Below are 18,199 nucleotides of genomic sequence, written 5' to 3' on the forward strand. Positions count from 1 at the left end.
ATTAATTGCGAGACAATCAAATCAGTATTCTTTAAACATGTAAATTTAAAAATGAGGAACCGTGGTTAATTTACACATCATTGGCGTACAAAAAGGAGGGACAACGGCGCTTTCAAGTTTTTTGGATGAGCATCCTGATATTTTTTTACTGAAAAATAAAGAAGCACATGTCTTTGATGACCCCGCTTTTTTGCGTGCCACACATAAGATGCAATTTGCAAAAAACAAATATAAAACCTTGAGTACCGACTATCAAGGTCAGAAATACACCCTAGACGCTACGCCTATTACTCTTTTCAATCCCGTTTTTTTAGCACATTGTTATCGTTATAATCCCAATGCAAAATTTATAGTCGTGCTACGTGATCCAGTAGAGCGCGCGATTTCTCACTATCAAATGTCCTTCGTTCGTAAACAAGAAGCCAAAAACATGTTGTTGAGTTTTTTGTTCGAGCAACTAAGATTGCAAAAGCACACTAGCGATTGGCGATTTACTTCTCCCTTGCGTACCCAGTCATACCTCAGCAGAGGTCTTTATTCTACTCAGTTAAACTCGTTATTTCAGACTATTCCCGCGAATCAAGTATTAGTGCTATATAATCAAGACTTGCGTGAACGACACGAAGAAACAATGAAAAAAATATTTTCTTTTTTAGAGCTAACAAAGCATAAGACAAAAGCCAGAGAGATATTTAAAGGAGAATCATTGCCGAACACTTTCATTAATCGACTAGCTAAGCAATATGCGAAAGCATATTTCAAAATAAAAAAAGAGAATCGCCGAAGCTGGGATACGATTATACAAAATGCTCAGACATTAGGTGATGCATAAACTGAATACGACCTTTGGCTTTAGAAACTAAATTAATCAAAAACGAGTGCTCATCCGAGTACTCGTTTTTCAATACAGCCCTCAAAAAACTGCTCTTCACCATAAAACTTTTTTGGGTCGGGTAATAAATTGGATAAGACTGTATATCAAGTAATGTGTCAGGGTGGTAACTCGGTAAAACCGCTTCTAACTCGCTTTGTTCAAAGTGCTCAACTCCGCCAAATTCATAGCCTAAAAGGCTATACCATGTAAGCACTTCTCGATTTCTATCTTTTGAGGCTCTAGTATCATTACATTGGATAAGCCCAATGACTTTGGCAGTTGTGCGTGAAACGAGGTTATTCAACAGGACACTGCAACTTAAACTCTGGGGCCTTTTAAGTTTGTGGTGAAATTCAACTAATCCTTTTAAATTATATGCCTCGAGTATTTTTTCGATGTCCGCCTGTTTCTCCTGATGAGAGTACAATGCAAACTTTGGCATTAGCTTGGCACTAGTATTGTTTAATAGTGCATCTTGGTATAGCTCGGCAAATAAGCAGGCAAAACACTCAAAAGATTCAATCGATTCGATGTTTATCGCGAACACACAGTCGTTACGTCTAAACGAAACGCACGGAGTTTGGTTCAAAACGACATTACGTGATCGGCCTTCAAAGCCATTTTCTAATACATAATTAACGATATTGAGTGGAAATACCTTGCCCCAATGTTTATAAATAATCATAGAGAGCGTATCAGCTGGCTGTTCAGCTATCAGGCTTGTTGCATCACGTAACCATTTTGCATTATCTTTGGCCAAAAAGTTAACTCTCAGATTGAGTAAATCTAGCACCGCGCCAAGTTGCTCGTTTTCGTAGCCGATAGATAAGATGTTACTGTAGTCTAAGGAGTGCGGCTGCAAAGCGAACCTATGTTTAAGGCCTAAGTGAGGTTTGGATTTTCGTTCAAAGTCATCAAGAGTGTCTGCTACCTTTTGCCAATCATGCATCGGCAAGTTTATCTGTAATTCAGCAAACAGTTTCTTAGCATCAATTAAACGGGCTTCGGCAATTAAACCATCGATTAGCAAGGTGTAGCTCTGTATGGATTCATGTGGAATTGACTTAAATTTGGCAATTGCATTGAGTAAATGAGTTGCTAACTTAAAAACACCGAGCTGCACATAATGCTGATGCAACAAGATTAAACACTTACTATAATCCCAGTATTCACCGTCTACTTTTCGATAAGTGCTAAAAAGTAACCTCGCCGCTTTAAACAAACAAAATTCTCGTAAATGGGCTTCTATAGGGCTAACTGCAAAGCTATTTGCTTGTGCTATGTATTCGTTTGGATGGGCCCTACTTTCAGTCAGTAATTCAATGGTAAGTGCAATGTGATTGTCTGAGTTGAGTTCCAATTCTTTTTGATACGCTTCAGAGTAATACTTTGGGAGGTCATTTAGCTGTCTAGTTGAAAACGGATTGGCATTAACCAGTTGTTCATCGTCCAAGTCTAGCCAATCTGGTTGCTGTTCACAAAATAGAGTCCATTTGTTAATTTGCCAACCAAGGCTCTCATCAATAGCCCAGCAAAGCATTGCTCTCATCTTTAATACTTTTGTTACCAGCCATAGACCTTGGCGATGCGCTACCTTGGCGATAGAAAAGTAATCGTCTGCATGCTGTTTAAAATCATCACCAAGATCACGTTCTAATACCGCATAAAACCATGATGGTTGAACTCTTCTAATAGGTATTCGCAACAACGCACCTGCAAACTCAGACCACGTTAATTTTTCGAAATGGAAACGCGTTTCAGCAAAAACATTTTCAACACTCATCACTTTAGGTTTTGAACGGTTTTCATTTGAACTGGCAACTAGTTTGGGGTTGAATGCCGTGCGCGAACTTGAGAACTGGTGTTGCTGATTTGAATGAGTAACGTCAGCAACTTTATTTAACTCACTGTATAAGTCATCTAAGGCTTGAATTTCTCGACAATCAAGATGGGCTAGATGTATATCTGTCGGCACGCTAGTAAGTAGGTCTGGTCTATAAGTACTTAAACTAAAATGATTTGGTGTTAAACCAAAAGCGTTAAGTTTATCGAGCGTATCGAGAGACTTTGAACTCGCATTTAATTGAGCAAATGCGCCTGCTGCAAAAGCTTCTTGAGAAATAAGAAAGCAGTCTTGCGGATGCTCTTTTATGAACTCTAAAATGCGTTGGTTAGCACTAAGCCACATTTTATAAGCCAAACTCGGTTGCTGCCAAAAACTAAAGTTTAAGGTATTTCTTGCAATAGGATGCGCATTGTTAAGTAAATGCCTAGCGTGTCGATTGAGCAAAGAAAAACAAGCAGTACGCCAATGACGAAAAACGAACACAAACTTGATGCGTGAATGCTGTTTAGCGCTAGCTGCGACTTGCCAATCTTTTAAAAAGTGAGTGGCTCTTGGATCTTTTACACCAATTAACTGTTTAGTTGAACGATTTCTTTGCTCGAGATAGCTTGCTATGTAGTTTGGCAACCAAATGGGCTTAATTAAAGGAGAAGAATCATGATACCGCCAATCCACCCCGTTTAGTGAATAGACTTTATCATGCAACCTAACCACAGGCATATCTTCGACATGACCGAGGGGGTTACTGAAGGTAGCGCCCATTAATTCATCGCCCATATTAAAACCATTAGCGGTGAGTGTTTGAGCCAACAATGAAGTTCCAGAGCGATGAAACCCAGTAACGAGATAAAATGATTTCATTTCTTAATCAATATTACTGAGTAATTGATTTAAGCGCCCGCTTATATCATTTAAGCTATAAAAACCTTGGGTATTTAAGTTAAGAATAGCCTTAGATTGATTCTTCAAAATCTTTAATTCCTCTGGCTTAAATTGACGTTCAGGGGTATTTAAAGATTCTAGTTTAGCTTCATTTAGTTCACAAGCATCAAAAAGGCACTTACCTCCACTGCTTATTATATCCTCGTACTTGATAACTGGTGATTTAGAGTGTTTAAACTGATGACAAAACCATTCGTATATCCGCATTTGACGCCAGAACACACCATTTTTTTCAAGAGTCTTTGCAAGATCAGAATCAAACTTTTCAGCCGCGGGTAATCTACCTTTTGAAACAGGAAGGTTAATACTCCACCATGACATGAAAACATCGACAGGATTGCGAACAATACAGGTAACTGCATAATGTTCATTTAAGGATGTCAAATTGGCAGTAAACAAAGCGTTTTGTTTAACAAATAGATTAAACGCTGTACCCTTATATTCAGTCAAGTTAATCAACCCTCTCGATGCAGAAGTAATTCTTTTACCTGTTAACTTACTCCTTTCAGTCGAAACGGGGTTCGATATGGTTGTACCTTCTACATCACCGTGTTCAAAGGCTTCACCTCGAAAAATGGCTGTTTTAAGAGCTTTAATTTTTTGTCTAGGGTTTCGATCACATTTTCTTTAACAGTAACACTTGAAGGATCAATTGGTTCATGAAGAGCAATTGTATTGGCTTGCTGATTAATTATGTTACAGCACAAGGTCGTCCCTGACCTAGGAATTCCCGTAATTAACTTAATGCCAGGCACAATTAATTAGACCTAATTTCCAATTCACTTGTTACTGGTGGTGCATCACTTAACAAGGAAATCAATTGAGTGGCAACCGCGATTTCAGAAGGAGTAGTGTCGATATACAAACGAGCACTGATCCTAGGAGCAACCCCAGAAAAAATATCCACCAAATCCGTTGAGTTCAATTTTAAAGTAGATTTTGCAGGCACCATTCCCGCCACGGTGTCAGTTAGGGTAAATTGGTTTTCACTGCCCGTCTCGCTTATAAATTCGAAATAGTATTTAACTTCTCTATCTGCAAAATTAGTCATGTAAATACGTTGCCTCAAATTCTCAAAGTCAGTGATATATGGAAAATCAATAGATACAGCGTTATATAACACTTTTGCAAGCAGACGAGGTTCGGGTCCAAAGCCTAAGTCTAAAGTAAACTCGCTTCTTGAGATAACATCAGTATTTGAAGTAGCCTGTAAACAGAAATAGGGTTGAGTAACCAAGTCATCTAAACTAAACAGAGCAACCCCATTGTTTGGAGATAAGGCAACTTGAGAACCTGTGCAATCTTCATTTTGAGCTAAAAATGTGTTCAGCGATGAAAATGTGCCGCTAATTTGAAGAGTATCTGCACTTGAATCATAGTTAATCAAAAGACCTCTTATATCAGTAATTGCTAGACTTGTCTGATAATCTAACAAGTCACTTGAAATCAATCTAGACTGGTCAAAGAATGCTACCGAAGCTAATGTTTCAGTTGCATCTCCAAACTCAAAGCTAAAGGGAGAGCGAAAACTCGGTTTAAATCGAAGAAAGTCTTCATTAATATCCACATATTGGGTGCTCGAAGTCACGTAAAACTCACTAATACCCGTTTTAAATTCTGCGAAAGTAAACGTTTTTGAAACTATTTCATCACCTAAATTTACGGCTGCACCGGCACTGTCATACAAGCGATACCTTATTTGCGCTGGGCTTTGAGGGGCGTCAATCAAAAAGCTTGAGGAGGATAAAACTAATTCAGTATTGGGTCCTTGAGAGGTGGAAGCAGTCAAACTGATGATTGCAAAGGTATCGCCTACCTGTCCACCTGAAAGAAGAAGGGATTCATAATTAGGGTCTGAATTAAAACCAGAAGAGTCGAGCGCAGCCTCAAAGCTAGTATTAATTAAATCTATTCGAGCATATTTAGGGTCTATCGAAATAGAGAAATCCACCGTCATTGACAGTTCAAGTTCATCACTGGTATCTGCAATCACAACTGCTTCATCAACCGATGCTAAAGACTCAAATGCATAAACTCTAGTTTCACCATTGTCTAGGAGCACAGGGGAAGATTGCAGACTTACATTAAACAATGCTAAGCAAACAAAACAAGTTATTAATCGCAATAGTTTTTGTATCATAATCTCTCTTTCAAAAAAAAAGCCCTCGCATAGCGAAGGCTTTTGGTCAACTTAAGAAAAACTCTTAGTTAAGAACAACAGTGTCTGTGCCACCAGTTGAACGGTTAACGATTTGAGTTGATGCACTTACGTCAGCATCAGTTGCTTCGATTTCGATAGTAGCTGCAGCACGTGTGCCACCAGTTAGCGTTACTAAATCAGAAACTTTAAGCATCGTTACTTCGTCACCAGCTGCTGTGCCAGTAGCTGCAGCAGTTGCTGTAGCTTCAACACCGTCTTCTGTGATGAAAGTAATTGTGTAAAGCGCTGATGAAGAACCATCGTTTACGATGTAAATTCTTTGGTTAACGCCGTCGAAAGTTGAAACGTAAGGAACTTCGATAGTAGTCGTATCATATACGATTGTACCAAGTGCGCCTACTAAGTCATCAGTCGCTAATTCACCTTCGTATGAACCTTTAAGCGCAACATCAGTAGTTCCGTCTAGAGTTACACATAACGTGAAGTTATCAGATGTGATGTCAGAGATACTAAATACAGCTTCATCTTTGTCATCATTAAGAGCTGGAGTACCATCTTCAAGGCTTGAACAGTCGCCTGCTTGACCAAGGTCAAAGTCACCGAAAGTAAAATCACCAGAGATAGTGATGTCTTGAGCTGAGCCACTGAACAAGTCGTCCGCACCAAATGAAGTACCATCTGCCTCGACGTAAGTACCACTCGCGATGCCTAAGTCATGATCAATTGTACCTAACTCACCAACAGTAGCGGTAGCCACGTTGGTCTCAAGCTCCCATGCTTTAAACTGAGATGCTACAGTAGCAGTTAACGTATCTGCAGAAGTGTAAACACCAGTCGCTGCATTAGCGAACACAACCATGTTAGCACTGTCATCAACAAGCTCTGCTGAATCAAGCTGGTTAACTGCGCCTGCACCCGTTTCGAATAAACGATAACGAACTGATAACGCTGTACCGGTATCAGCTGCAAACGTAGCAGCTGCAATCGTAAACACGTCATCTTGTAAAATATCTTCGTCAGGGTCATTTACTTCGAAAATAACGAAAGAATCACCAGCAGTACCGCCAGATGAAATGCTTGCACTGAAATCTGCAGGAGATGAACCATCACCGTCAGTTGTAAGTGTCGGAGCCGCGTTAAAAACGCCACCATCCAAGTCAATGCGTACAAAGCGAGTTGCACCTTGACCAACAGTAAAGCCAACTTCCTTGACGATATCTAGCGCATTAGTATTGTTAGTGATAACCAGACGGTCGTCACCATTTAAATCTGAGCTAGAAAATGACTCGTTTGCCAATGTAAGCGTACCAGTAGCGCTTGAAGCTGCATCCAGATCGATAGTTGCAACAGCGCTTGTAGAAAAGGCAACGGCTACCGCTGTCGCCAAGATTTTTTTGTTTAGCATTTAAATACTCCTGAGAGTGTTAAGTAGTTTTTGTTTGTCGTGGCGCACTTGCCAACACGGTATTCTGAATGCAAAGCACCAGACATCCCCTATAAGGTACAACACAGTTTTGAGCTATTCAACTTTTTTAACTTAAAATACAAACTTTTATGTTTTGCTGAACAACTCTAATTTGCCGCGAGCTGCTTTTTTGTGCAATGCGTTTGCTTATCGTTGTGCCGCTCACATTAATTTATATCAGAAAAATTTTGTTTTGCAACGCGAAACATTGTTTTATATCAATAAATTAAAAATATTACTCGCTTGAGCCGCTTCAACAAGTGAAGTATCGGCCGAGAACCAACTATACTTAGAATTATTTTGGAAGTATAGGTGGAATTTTTTCTACCCCCCTTCTAATCGCTGCACTTTGAGTATAGTTTCCGATACTCACGTTTAGTATAAAATATTCGTTTAACAGCAAAGAGTAGTACTCATCAGGCACTGAAATTATTTCAGTTATCGAATTCAATACAGCTTTGTCGTTACTAAACACCCCTTTTTCGGTTTCCCAAGGACCGCGCTCAGCATTGGGAAACAAGCGCATAAAGAGGCGCTTTGGTATTGAATTGAGGTTTAAACTAGGAATTCTAGAAACACTGCACACATCAACGACTGATTGAGTGAGCGGATAATCTCTCCACACCTTTATATTAAAAAGTTCGCCACATGTTTGTAGTAAATAGTTTGGGTGCAGTTGCGTCTGGATTTCAAATTGATTAATCGGAGTCTTCTTTTGGTCGTGACCTAAGGGTTTTGGCCTACTGTTAGCATCGGCATAATCGTACAAACCATCAAGCAAGCGGTTTACGTCTGATAGTGAAGCACCGCTATTTATCAAAAAGCTTCGCAACCAAAATTGGTCGGCACTGTTAATCGGTAATAATCCTGTTGAAGCTTGAATAGAATACCTCAGCCCGTTGCTATCTTCATTAAATGTTCCATTTACCTTAATTTCTCGACCCGAGACTTCTGTCATAGACTGAATTTCAGCCGGGTTATTTGGGATTCGCCTAAGAAAACCGGCCGAATTTAATGGATGAGTAGCTACCACATACTGTAACTCCGCAATTTTATTTTTGGTCAACACGATATCGTTTGCGCTTTCTCTTGCAAACTTTGCCGTTTCGATTTTGCCGTCTATTAACCTTGAAGCGGCCGCAATCATGAGAGTCAAAACCATGATCGACACAAGTACAATCAAAAGTATTGCCCCTCTTTGAGGACGCAAGGTACTAAAAGGTGTCATCAGACTGTCCAAATTCATAGGCACCAAATGCGGCCATCTCAGCGGGTACAACTGCCAAGCCAGGCTTTCTTAAATGGGCAAACATTACTACCCTTTCATTTTCAATTAACCTAATAGCATCAGGCAAAGCAGCCGCAGTAGGAACAAAAGCAGCCCCCCATTTTTGATTACTGTAATACTCAAAGTAACTATTGCTATTCATCTTCGTGAAGTTTATCTCAGTAGAAAAAGCGCTTGCATAACTCAAGAAAGTTGAATCGCCTTGCTTCTTCAACGACCAAATAAGGTGCGTCGCTTGTCCATTAGCAGCATCAGGGGCACTTGCAGATATGAAAGATAATGAGTTTGATGTCCCACTAAAGACTGGGGATTCTGGATGGTATTGTACAGCATCAAATATACTCTCTCTCAACCATACCAAAGAAAGATTTGAATGATTATTTATCAGTGACCGAGTATTCAGCCGCTCAAAATTGCGAGTAGTCGCGCTTAATCCAACGGCCAACAAACTGGTCACGAGACTCATAATCACCATGACCACTAACAATTCAATCAAGCTAAATCCTTTAGACTTCATTAATGCTTACCCATTGCTGCCAATGCGGCGACCTGAAAAAATCGAAGTATCAAAGGCGTTGGGGTCCTCCCACTGTCTAATAATAATAAAAGTATTATCGAACATTACGCCCAGCTGACTATGTACCTCAAAATCGACAGCATATTTTGCGACGATCCAATTTGTTTGTCTGCGATACAAAAACTCATCACTTTTTTGCACGAGCTTCGCCTGCCAATGAACGGAGTGCTCACCTATCTCGAATATACCTTCATTTTGGTTATCAAATGAAATTGTCATCAAAAAAGAATGAAATTGATGAATTGTTTCAGGTAAGACGATGTTTTCTTCTATTTTACTCGTAGTCTGATTAGCGGTGCTCAGCCAGTCCCAAATAGCAACAAATGAAATTGAAAGAATAACCATAGCGACCAAGGTTTCAATCAACGTAAAGCCGTGTTGAAGTTTAACCATGGCTTATTTCACTCTACAATATGGAGGCTCGATGGTAAGACTCATAGTTTCTTGATCTTTTTTAACCTCCAGAGTGGCGGGCATACAATAACCATTTGCTTTTACAATTAGGCTGGGTTGAAACGTAAGAAACACATCTTGTGGGAGCTCAAATGGAAACTCGCTGCTATTTGCAATAATGAGCGTTTTTCGCTGGCTATATGCATATAGTGGCAAATTAGCGATGCTGGCTATGAGTTCGTTTCTTAATTGTGCTTTCTGTCGACTTTCGTACCATTTAAAAACATTCGGAAGCGTAACAGCGCTTAATAATGCCAACACTAACAGCACAACTATGAGCTCTATCATTGAAAAACCTGGAACCGGCTTATTGACTGGCAACATAACCTACATCTGCATTAAATTCTTCTCCACCCGCTTGCCCGTCGGCGCCTAGACTATATAGGTAAAAAACCTTGGGGGGCAGAGGAATTTTTCTCGTAAACGTAACTATTATTCCAGGGGTCATCTGGTAGATTTTCATCTAGATATGGCCCTGCCCAACTACTGCTATTGGCAGGTTTTGTGGTTAGTTCTGCAAGGCTGTCAGGGTAGCTACCAACATCCAATCGGTATGTTTGCAAGGCCATCTTGAGCATTTTGACCTGAGTTTCGGCGGTGCGTACTTTCGATGAATCAACTTTCCCAAAAAACTGAGGCCCTACGAGCCCCGCAAGTAAGCCCAATATAACTAAAACTACCAATAGCTCTATCATTGTAAATCCGCGTTGACGTTTTGTGAAAATTTTTCTGGAGATGAATCGCATTTATGCTTCCTTTTGATTACTGCTAAATTTTAGGCTTTTTGTTCGTAATTAACACGCAACTATTAGTGCTATATCGCAATGTCTGTTGATGCAGTGATTGCGAGCACTATTCCCAACACCATCGTTCCTATCAAAACACCGACAACTAATATAGCGATCGGTTCCATAAGCGTGAGCACTTGTTTCATTTTTCTTTTACATGATTCATCGTGCAGATTGGCAACTGCCTCTAACATTTTAGCTAAATTACCCGTCTTATCACCAACTGAAATAAGATTCAAAGAAGTGGACGATACTAAATTTGCTTTTTTTAAAGATTCATCAAATGCGTCACCAGACTCAATCTGTTTAACCATTTCTTCTGCTCGACGTTTTCGCGTTTGAAACGTGCAAGCGTTTGCTGCAAGTTGCAATGCTGGAACCAACCCAACCTTTGCCTTTAGCATCGCCGCGCACAAAGATGACCACTTTGCAGCATCTTGCTCGGCAAGCCATTGACCGACCACAGGCATTGATAATGATATCTCTAATGCTTTTGCTCTTAGAGTTTTATTTTGAATCAAAGCCACGATGCCAATCAATATTAGACTCAAAGCAAACAGAATTACAAAAGGAGAGTCATTTACAGCTTTACCAGCGCTAAGCACTATCACCGCTAGGGTAGGTAATTCCTGCTCCGCATCAAGCAAGTGACTAAATTTGGGGACCACAGCGAAAAATATAATCAGCATCGCACTTAAACCAGAAAGAACTAAGATAATCGGATAGGCTAGTGCGCTTCGAATATCGTTTGCCACGCCTATTTCATAAGCCATTTGGTCGGCTATACTGCGCAACGAAGCAGCCAGTTGGCCAGATAACTCCCCTGCTTTGATTAATTGCGCTGCATACTCGGGAAAAGGCATTTTCGAGCGTTCAATGGCGTCAGAGAAACGGCTTCCTGACTCTATAGCAACTACTAATTCGTGAAAGCCTCGGCTAAGATCTTGGTACTCGCTGTTCTCAGCTATTGCAGCCAACGAATCAATTAAGCTAACACCTGATTCACTCAGTGTCGCAAGCTCTTGCAGTGGCACAAGCAAATCTTTGAGTTTGAGTTTTTTAACAGCCTTTTGATGGATTTGCTCTCTTTGAACATCAAATAGTTCGATTTCTTGTGATAGTTTGGATAGTACTTCAGCTTTAGAGCTTGCCTCAATCAAGCCTTGTGTCTTCTGTTGGGTGCCCTTGTGAATGCCTTGATATCGAAATTTCACACGCTCGTCTCTTCGTTAGTTGAACAAACCCTTAACACTTCATCCACACTTGTGATGCCTCTCGAGGCTTTTATCAAACCATCATCGAACAAAAATTTAGCACCGTCCTTTTTTGCTTGAGCTCTTAATGATTCAAGACTTGCACCATTAGCAATTAATTCTCTTAAACTAGCACTGACTTCCACCAGTTCATAAATCCCAATTCTACCTTTATAGCCCTTATTTGAGCAGTGACTACAACCTTTTGGTTTTCGCCAGTTAGAATCAGTATAAGCAGTATTTGTCAGAAACTCCGGAGGAACAGTAGGTTCGCTACATTTTTCGCATAGCTTGCGAACCAAACGTTGAGCCTGTACACCTTGGACAGTAGCAGCCACGAGATATGGCTCAATACCAATATCACTTAAGCGTGGAAAGACTGAACACGCATCATTGGTGTGTAAGGTTGACAAAACTAGATGACCCGTAAGAGAAGATTGAACCGAAATATCAGCTGTTTCTTTATCTCTAATTTCACCCACCATAATAACATCTGGATCTTGGCGTAAAAACGTTCTCAATGCCTTTGCGAAGGTATAACCAATATCGCTTCTCGCCTGAACTTGGGTGATACCCTCAAGCTGATACTCCACCGGGTCTTCCACCGTCACAATTTTCTCAGTTCCAGTTTTAATCTCTGAAAGCAATGCATATAGGGTTGTGGACTTTCCTGAACCCGTCGGTCCAGTCACCAAAACTATTCCATTAGGCAGTGCTCCCCATTGCTTGATTTTATTCAAATCGCTTTGTTCAAACCCCAAATTATCTAACGACAATTGATCTCGCTTTTTGGGCAATAGCCTTAGCACTATTGATTCTCCATGAACATCAGGCGCAGTTGAAACGCGAATGTCAAATGCCAATGGGCCAGATTGAACAGAGAATCTGCCGTCTTGTGGTAACCTACGCTCGGCAATATCTAAATCTGATAGCAATTTAATCCTTGAAGCGACGGCTGCAAACCGGGACATCGGTTGATGCATCAAAGATTGCATTTTTCCATCTATTCTCAAGCGAATGTTAAAGGATTGTTCGCCAGCCTCAATGTGTATATCTGAAGCTTCTTGGATGATGGCGCGATCTATAATGCCATTCACCAAATTGATGATCGGCGCTTCTTCTGCCAAGGCAGCTGAACTAGAAATTTTACTTGATAAAAGTTCACTAACGGCTCTCTCACGCTCAACTTCGTCAACTAAACTATTTAGCATTGAAGGCGTAATCAGCTTTATCTCAACATCGTCACCCACATTTAAGGCGCTCATTAACACACCGATTATGTCGTGTTTTAGAAAATCATTTGTAATAATTGAGGTTTGTGATGACTTTATTAGCGGGAAAATACCGTGCATCACGCACCAATCTGCGCTCAGCCCAGCCTGACTTACTGATGAAATTATGTCAGACGCATTTGGTACTTGAGCATTATTAGCGACTAAGTCAAAGCCCATTGTTTCGGCTATTAATTGGTAAGCTTCATCCTCTGCACAAATACCCAATTGATTTGGTGCACTAAACAGCAGCGATACGTCCTCGCTGAGCAATCGTTCAAGATTAAATTCTTGCTGTTCATTCAAGCTAAATTTTGAACTTATTTTTGTCAGATAAACTTGCTTATCTTTTGCTGAAAAATTCGGAATCAAGCCAGTCACAGATCACTAGTCTCATTATTTTTTTTGATATTAAACATCTATTTATCAACCAAGTATATTTAGTGTATATTACACCACAAATTAAAAAAACAAGAGCTTTGTTCTCAAAGTGGCCAGTAAATCTTACTTGAGTGAAAAACTTGCTTAAAAATAGTTTAAAAAAACTCGAACATCTCATATGGCAAAAAAGTGAAAGTGTAGATTCAACAACCGCTACATTTTATTTTTTTGAACCATTTCCTAGTGGGCTTGATAAGGCTGAACGACACAAGTGGTGTGAACTTAAAAAAGAAACAAAAGCACCGTTTCCAAGTGCTTATTGCCACTCGCAACTAATCGAAACTGGTCTATGCATGTGGTTTAGTAAAGAGCCACTACACGGCTTACCAGAAACGTCATGCTGTAATGCTTTAGAAGATGGCGTGCACTTTGTAAAGTCGTCCGAATACTTGTACAAACAAACGTGGAAAGGATCAGTGTTAATTAACTGTGCAAGTTTTAGCAATAGTGAAAACTATTTTGGAGATATCGAACATAAAGCACTGCGACTCGAGCAATCCTGGTGCACCCATCGAGATATCAAAGAGTTGCTGGACAAACCAAAAACATACTTCGTCCTGATGTCAATTGTATTTTTAAGTGTCTTTGCTTATCACTTCTTTTTGGTGACAAGTGTTTATATTCAAGCTCAGTTTGTTGAAAATAGAAACACCAAATTAAATGATGAAATCGGTCCAATACTAAATGCCCAAGATCAAGCAAACACAAAGTTTAGGTTTGTTGAGCATATACAAAATTGGCGCAACCAAAAAACTGTGTTTGCACACAGTATAGGACTTGTGTTTACAGCACTCAAAGATACACAAGACATCAATATTCTGGATATTGTTTGGCAAACGAATACGATCGAGCTAGTTTTTTACAGCGCTGAAGTCGATGTATCTAGAGTTGTTGAACAACTTCAAGAGCAAATCGAGTTCGAACGAGTTAATATCCGCCCGCATAGCCTAGCTCAAACATGGGTGATAGAGGTGGGTATAAAATGAATCAACTTGTAAATTCATTCAAGAATAGTGACCTGTACTTACAGGTAAAGAACCAAACCCGATTACAGTGGTTGTTGCTAGTAGTCATGCTAATTTTAGCGATTTCACTTTGTGAGAGACTCATCGTTGCCGTGAATTCACAGTCAAATGAACTTAGCCGATCTTATGAGTTGATGGAGAAACTCGAAAACGTCAAAGCTCATCCGCTCAGTGAAAAAACCATCTCAGAAATAGATACAGCGTTTGATTCTATTTTGAAACAAATGCAGACCGTGAACTCTGTGAGTGTTGCAGAAGCTGATGCTTTAAAACAAATGGAAAGCCTTGTTGCTGACGTTTTTAAATCACTAAGGATGAATTTAATTGGCAATGATAGCCTTACACTGGCCTCCTATGAGGTTATCACGATTAGGGTTCAGGCCAGTGGCCAATTAGAAGCGGCTAATTTAGTCACACTACTCGAAAAAATAGAGAATAGTGCAAATCAACGCTTATACACTTTCCAATATTCTCCAAGAACATCGGATAGAGTTGAGATTGTAATAGATTTTCAGTTTTTGGAGTCAAACAATGACTAGGTCTGGTTTAGCTACAATAGTAGTGAGTGGGCTCCTATTTGTTGCAATATACAACTCAATACCAGCGTCAACAAAATCGACATCTAACGTGCCGGCAAACTACACACTAAATGAAATGAAGCCTCAAAGTGGATGGTCCGCTCAAATAAGAATGATAAAAGCGTTTGACGTGAAAAAGCAGTCACAAGACATTAGCGTGGACACTGAGGAATCGTCACAAGACAATAAAGCCCCCATAATTGTCGGTATTGAAAATGTAAGGCTCATTGGCGTGTTGGAGACCAATGAACCTCAAGCACTTATCGTTATTGACTCACAAGAAACAGTACGAAATGTAAAATTAAAAGATTTATTATTTGAGCAGTGGGAACTAGTAGAAATATCAGATGCCAAAATTACTTGGCAAAATATTTCGAATCAAGCTACTCATACCCTTGAATTATTCGAATAAGACAAAAGCACATATTTAATGAAAACTCAATCGAAGATAACCCCTAATTTAAACTGTTCACTAAGCAAGTTAGGTAAACCGATACTATTAGTGATGTTAGTTGGCTTAACGACTAGTTGCGCCAATATGAGAGGACCAGCATATCAGTTATCCAAGGATGACCCCGAAGTGTTTTCAACGGCCCTTAGAGAACCAACGTTAGTTGACAGTGATAGCATTACATTGATTGAGAGTAACGGCCCGACTGAAACACTCAACACTAATGAATCCTTGAGAATTGAGAAAACACCAACATTGAGCGTCAGTCAGCAGTCTGTTATCGCTTCAGAAGCAGTACTACCAATGCTTGATAACACACAGAAAATTGAAAGGCTCGCATTCAACAATATGCCAGTTGGTACTTTTATAAATGAAGTATTTGGTAATCAGTTAGGCTTAAGTTTTGTGATTCAACCCCAAGTCAACAATGCTAAAGACTTAGTCACTATGCGCTTATCAAACGCTGTCGATCAACAAGCACTATATCGCATAGCCTCAACAACCTTAGAATCATATGGAGTCACAACTTCATTTGATAACGAAATACTAACCTTTAGTTATTCACAAGAAGCGAGCAAGGGTGATACACCTCTTATGGTGAGCGGAAGAACCTTACCAGAAGTACCTCAGACTAACAGGCCTTTGTTCTATATTTACCAAGTAAAATCCTTATCAACGTCTGTCTTAAGAGGCTATATTCAACCGCTATTCAAACGAAACGAACTTGATATTAAAGACGATCCTTTTTCGAATTCACTAATAATAACGGCAACAAAAAACAAACTTGAGCAAGCGATCGCCGCCGCAGAATTGTTTGATAAACCATCAATGGCCGGTTTGTATTCTCGAGTAGTCACTCCAAACACAGGTAATGTCAAAGATTTAGCTGACAACCTTGAACAAGTGTTAAGCACTGAAGGCTTTGCAGTGAAGCAAGGTGCTAGCTTAGGAGGCGGAGCAATAAGATTGTTAGCCTTAGAGTCAGTAGGACAATTAGTCGTATTCACTCGCTCACAAGACAACCTTAACCATGTGATAAATTGGGTAAGACAATTAGAAGTTGAGCGTCAAAGCGAAATAGAACAAGGGTTATTTAGTTATCAGGTCCAAAGCACCTCTGCTTCACACATTGTCAACATTTTGAGTAACCTAGGCGTTGCTAACGCGGTCGGAATTTCACAGTCGTCGTTGTCTGGAAATGCGATAGGTGATCAAACTATCTCTGCAACGGGTCAACGGCAGACGGTCACCAATAGAACACAACCACCAACAAGTGGTACTGCCGACGATTCTTTTGGTCGATTTACGGTAGACGAGCAACTCAACACAATTTTATTTAGTGGCAGTGGTAAACAATGGCTAAAAATACTACCCATTGTTAAGAACCTGGATAAACCAGCTCCCTCAGTCATGGTAGAAGTCATGTTGGTGGAAGTACAATTAAACGACAATGAATCCACTGGTGTTGAATGGCTTGCAAACAGTGTCTTAGGCGGCTTTGACCTCAGTTTTGGTACCTTAAACGCCTTAAGTATAGGTGGTTCAGGGTTTAACCTTGGCCTTGAAAGCGCTGGTCAGACACGCGCGCTGGTGAATGCGTTTTATCAAAACCGTAAAGCCAATATTCGCTCAAGACCTCGAATCATGGTCAAGAGTGGCGGACAAGCATCGATTGATGTGGGTAATGAGATTCCTGTAACAACTGTCACAGCACAAAGCACTGTTTCGAGTGATTCTCAGATCGTATCGAACCAAAGCTATAGGAAAACAGGTGTTATTTTAGATATAAAGCCAACAGTTCACGCCTCTGGGTTTGTAGATATTGAAATTAATCAATCACTTAGTGAAGCATCGGACACGACCGGTGACGGCAATCCGACTATTCTAAATCGCTCAATATCGACAACAGTAACACTCAAAGATGGTGGCTCGGTACTCATCGGTGGATTGATATCGTCCTCTACTTCAGAGGGAACGCGAGGTATACCGGTTTTAGGCAAACTGCCTATTTTAGGCAAGCTTTTCACAACAGATACAAATTCACAGGACCGAACTGAACTCATGGTAATGATTATTCCATATATCATTAGCTCGCCAGAGGAAGGACAAGATCTAACAGACGAATTACAACGTTCAAGAATAGAAGAGTTATCCCTATGAGAAAAAACACATTTATAAAAACATCTCAATTTATTATTTCTATCGCGTCAATCGCCTTGTTAAGTGCTTGCACCAATGAACAACAAAGCGAAGAAACTACCTCAACGAATATGACCTATGCAGAGAAGGTGAGTGCTGCAATCGAAAAGTTAGATATCAATACGATTGAGGTCACTGGCTTTGAATGTGCTAACGAACTACTCCCAAGCATTCACATATTAGGTCGCGGCACAAATTTTCCAGACTTTCTGACCGAGGATGTCAGTACTGAAATTATAAGACAAGACTACGAATCGATTGTTAAGCGGATTTCCTGCCTCAATGAACCGACTGCGGAAGCCAAGTTTGTTGATGCAGCGGTGACTAATGAAGCAGAAAGTGGAAAAGCCCTAGACGCGGTGACGGTTAACTTCCCCTTAGGCATGGTCGTGTATAACGGTGAAGAGGATTGGATGATGAGAGTTGATTTTGCTTATATTGTTGAAGGTTTAGTCAGTGCTGAGCGTCCTACCGTTAAAAAACGATTTAAAGTACTTGAAACATTGGAAAGCGACGGAACACCTATCAAAGGTATTATTAAAGTTGCGCCCGCCCCAAATCAATAGCATCTGATTAGCAATTAAATT

Annotated in this window: 17 protein-coding genes; 6 read left to right on the top strand and 11 right to left on the bottom strand. The window is 40.2% G+C overall.

Translation table 11 applies throughout. The features are described from left to right. Positions 1–61 precede the first annotated feature (61 nt). Positions 62–832, top strand: a complete 771-nt coding sequence (locus KUL10_RS07285) for a sulfotransferase (RefSeq protein WP_110428252.1) — start codon at positions 62–64, stop codon at positions 830–832. Here KUL10_RS07285 and KUL10_RS07290 read toward each other — a convergent pair. From KUL10_RS07290 to KUL10_RS07345, 11 genes are all read right to left on the bottom strand, one after another. Further along, positions 798–3,581, bottom strand: a complete 2,784-nt coding sequence (locus KUL10_RS07290) for a hypothetical protein (protein WP_110428253.1) — start codon at positions 3,579–3,581, stop codon at positions 798–800. The genes KUL10_RS07285 and KUL10_RS07290 overlap by 35 nt on opposite strands. Before the next feature lie 3 nt (positions 3,582–3,584). Then, positions 3,585–4,112: a hypothetical protein gene (locus KUL10_RS07295; RefSeq protein WP_146216763.1), complete on the bottom strand. Its 528-nt coding sequence runs from the start codon at positions 4,110–4,112 to the stop codon at positions 3,585–3,587. A 307-nt stretch (positions 4,113–4,419) separates the two neighbouring features. Beyond that, positions 4,420–5,802 (bottom strand): hypothetical protein, encoded by a 1,383-nt coding sequence (locus KUL10_RS07305; RefSeq protein ID WP_110428256.1) that lies wholly within the window; start codon positions 5,800–5,802, stop codon positions 4,420–4,422. A 64-nt stretch (positions 5,803–5,866) separates the two neighbouring features. Then, on the bottom strand, positions 5,867–7,228 hold the full coding sequence (locus KUL10_RS07310) for a hypothetical protein (RefSeq protein ID WP_110428257.1): 1,362 nt from the start codon (positions 7,226–7,228) through the stop codon (positions 5,867–5,869). A 355-nt stretch (positions 7,229–7,583) separates the two neighbouring features. Further along, complete coding sequence (locus KUL10_RS07315) at positions 7,584–8,516, bottom strand: hypothetical protein (RefSeq protein ID WP_110428258.1); 933 nt, start codon at positions 8,514–8,516, stop codon at positions 7,584–7,586. Further along, entirely contained in the window at positions 8,503–9,093 is a 591-nt protein-coding gene (locus KUL10_RS07320) for a type II secretion system protein J (RefSeq protein WP_110428259.1), read from the bottom strand. The genes KUL10_RS07315 and KUL10_RS07320 overlap by 14 nt, the downstream gene beginning before the upstream one ends. 6 nt (positions 9,094–9,099) lie before the next feature. Further along, the gene (locus KUL10_RS07325) at positions 9,100–9,546 is read right to left on the bottom strand and encodes a type II secretion system protein J (protein WP_110428260.1); all 447 of its coding nucleotides are present in this window, start codon (positions 9,544–9,546) and stop codon (positions 9,100–9,102) included. A gap of 3 nt (positions 9,547–9,549) precedes the next feature. Then, entirely contained in the window at positions 9,550–9,930 is a 381-nt protein-coding gene (locus KUL10_RS07330; protein WP_110428261.1) for a prepilin-type N-terminal cleavage/methylation domain-containing protein, read from the bottom strand. A 53-nt stretch (positions 9,931–9,983) separates the two neighbouring features. Next, the gene (gspG, locus tag KUL10_RS07335) at positions 9,984–10,352 is read right to left on the bottom strand and encodes a type II secretion system major pseudopilin GspG (RefSeq protein WP_233499740.1); all 369 of its coding nucleotides are present in this window, start codon (positions 10,350–10,352) and stop codon (positions 9,984–9,986) included. Between the two features lie 68 nt (positions 10,353–10,420). Further along, complete coding sequence (locus KUL10_RS07340; RefSeq protein WP_110428262.1) at positions 10,421–11,608, bottom strand: type II secretion system F family protein; 1,188 nt, start codon at positions 11,606–11,608, stop codon at positions 10,421–10,423. Then, complete coding sequence (locus KUL10_RS07345) at positions 11,605–13,224, bottom strand: GspE/PulE family protein (protein WP_233499741.1); 1,620 nt, start codon at positions 13,222–13,224, stop codon at positions 11,605–11,607. Before KUL10_RS07345 ends, KUL10_RS07340 begins: the two co-directional genes overlap by 4 nt. 215 nt (positions 13,225–13,439) lie before the next feature. On the opposite strand from KUL10_RS07345, the gene KUL10_RS07350 reads away from it, so the two are divergent. From KUL10_RS07350 to KUL10_RS07370, 5 genes are read left to right on the top strand one after another with little or no spacing between them, the layout of a single operon-like run. Next, the gene (locus tag KUL10_RS07350; RefSeq protein ID WP_146216764.1) at positions 13,440–14,345 is read left to right on the top strand and encodes a hypothetical protein; all 906 of its coding nucleotides are present in this window, start codon (positions 13,440–13,442) and stop codon (positions 14,343–14,345) included. Further along, positions 14,342–14,923 carry a hypothetical protein gene (locus tag KUL10_RS07355; protein ID WP_110428264.1) on the top strand — a complete coding sequence of 194 codons (582 nt, stop codon included), beginning with the start codon at positions 14,342–14,344 and terminating at the stop codon, positions 14,921–14,923. The genes KUL10_RS07350 and KUL10_RS07355 overlap by 4 nt, the downstream gene beginning before the upstream one ends. Beyond that, positions 14,916–15,374, top strand: coding sequence for a hypothetical protein (locus tag KUL10_RS07360; protein ID WP_110428265.1), 459 nt, complete (start codon positions 14,916–14,918; stop codon positions 15,372–15,374). Before KUL10_RS07355 ends, KUL10_RS07360 begins: the two co-directional genes overlap by 8 nt. 18 nt (positions 15,375–15,392) lie before the next feature. Next, positions 15,393–17,573: a type II and III secretion system protein gene (locus KUL10_RS07365; RefSeq protein WP_233499742.1), complete on the top strand. Its 2,181-nt coding sequence runs from the start codon at positions 15,393–15,395 to the stop codon at positions 17,571–17,573. Continuing rightward, positions 17,570–18,178, top strand: coding sequence for a hypothetical protein (locus tag KUL10_RS07370; RefSeq protein ID WP_110428266.1), 609 nt, complete (start codon positions 17,570–17,572; stop codon positions 18,176–18,178). Before KUL10_RS07365 ends, KUL10_RS07370 begins: the two co-directional genes overlap by 4 nt. Positions 18,179–18,199 lie beyond the last annotated feature (21 nt).

Source organism: Glaciecola sp. KUL10 (genome assembly GCF_003203515.1).
In the GTDB taxonomy this organism is placed as follows: Bacteria; Pseudomonadota; Gammaproteobacteria; order Enterobacterales; family Alteromonadaceae; genus Glaciecola.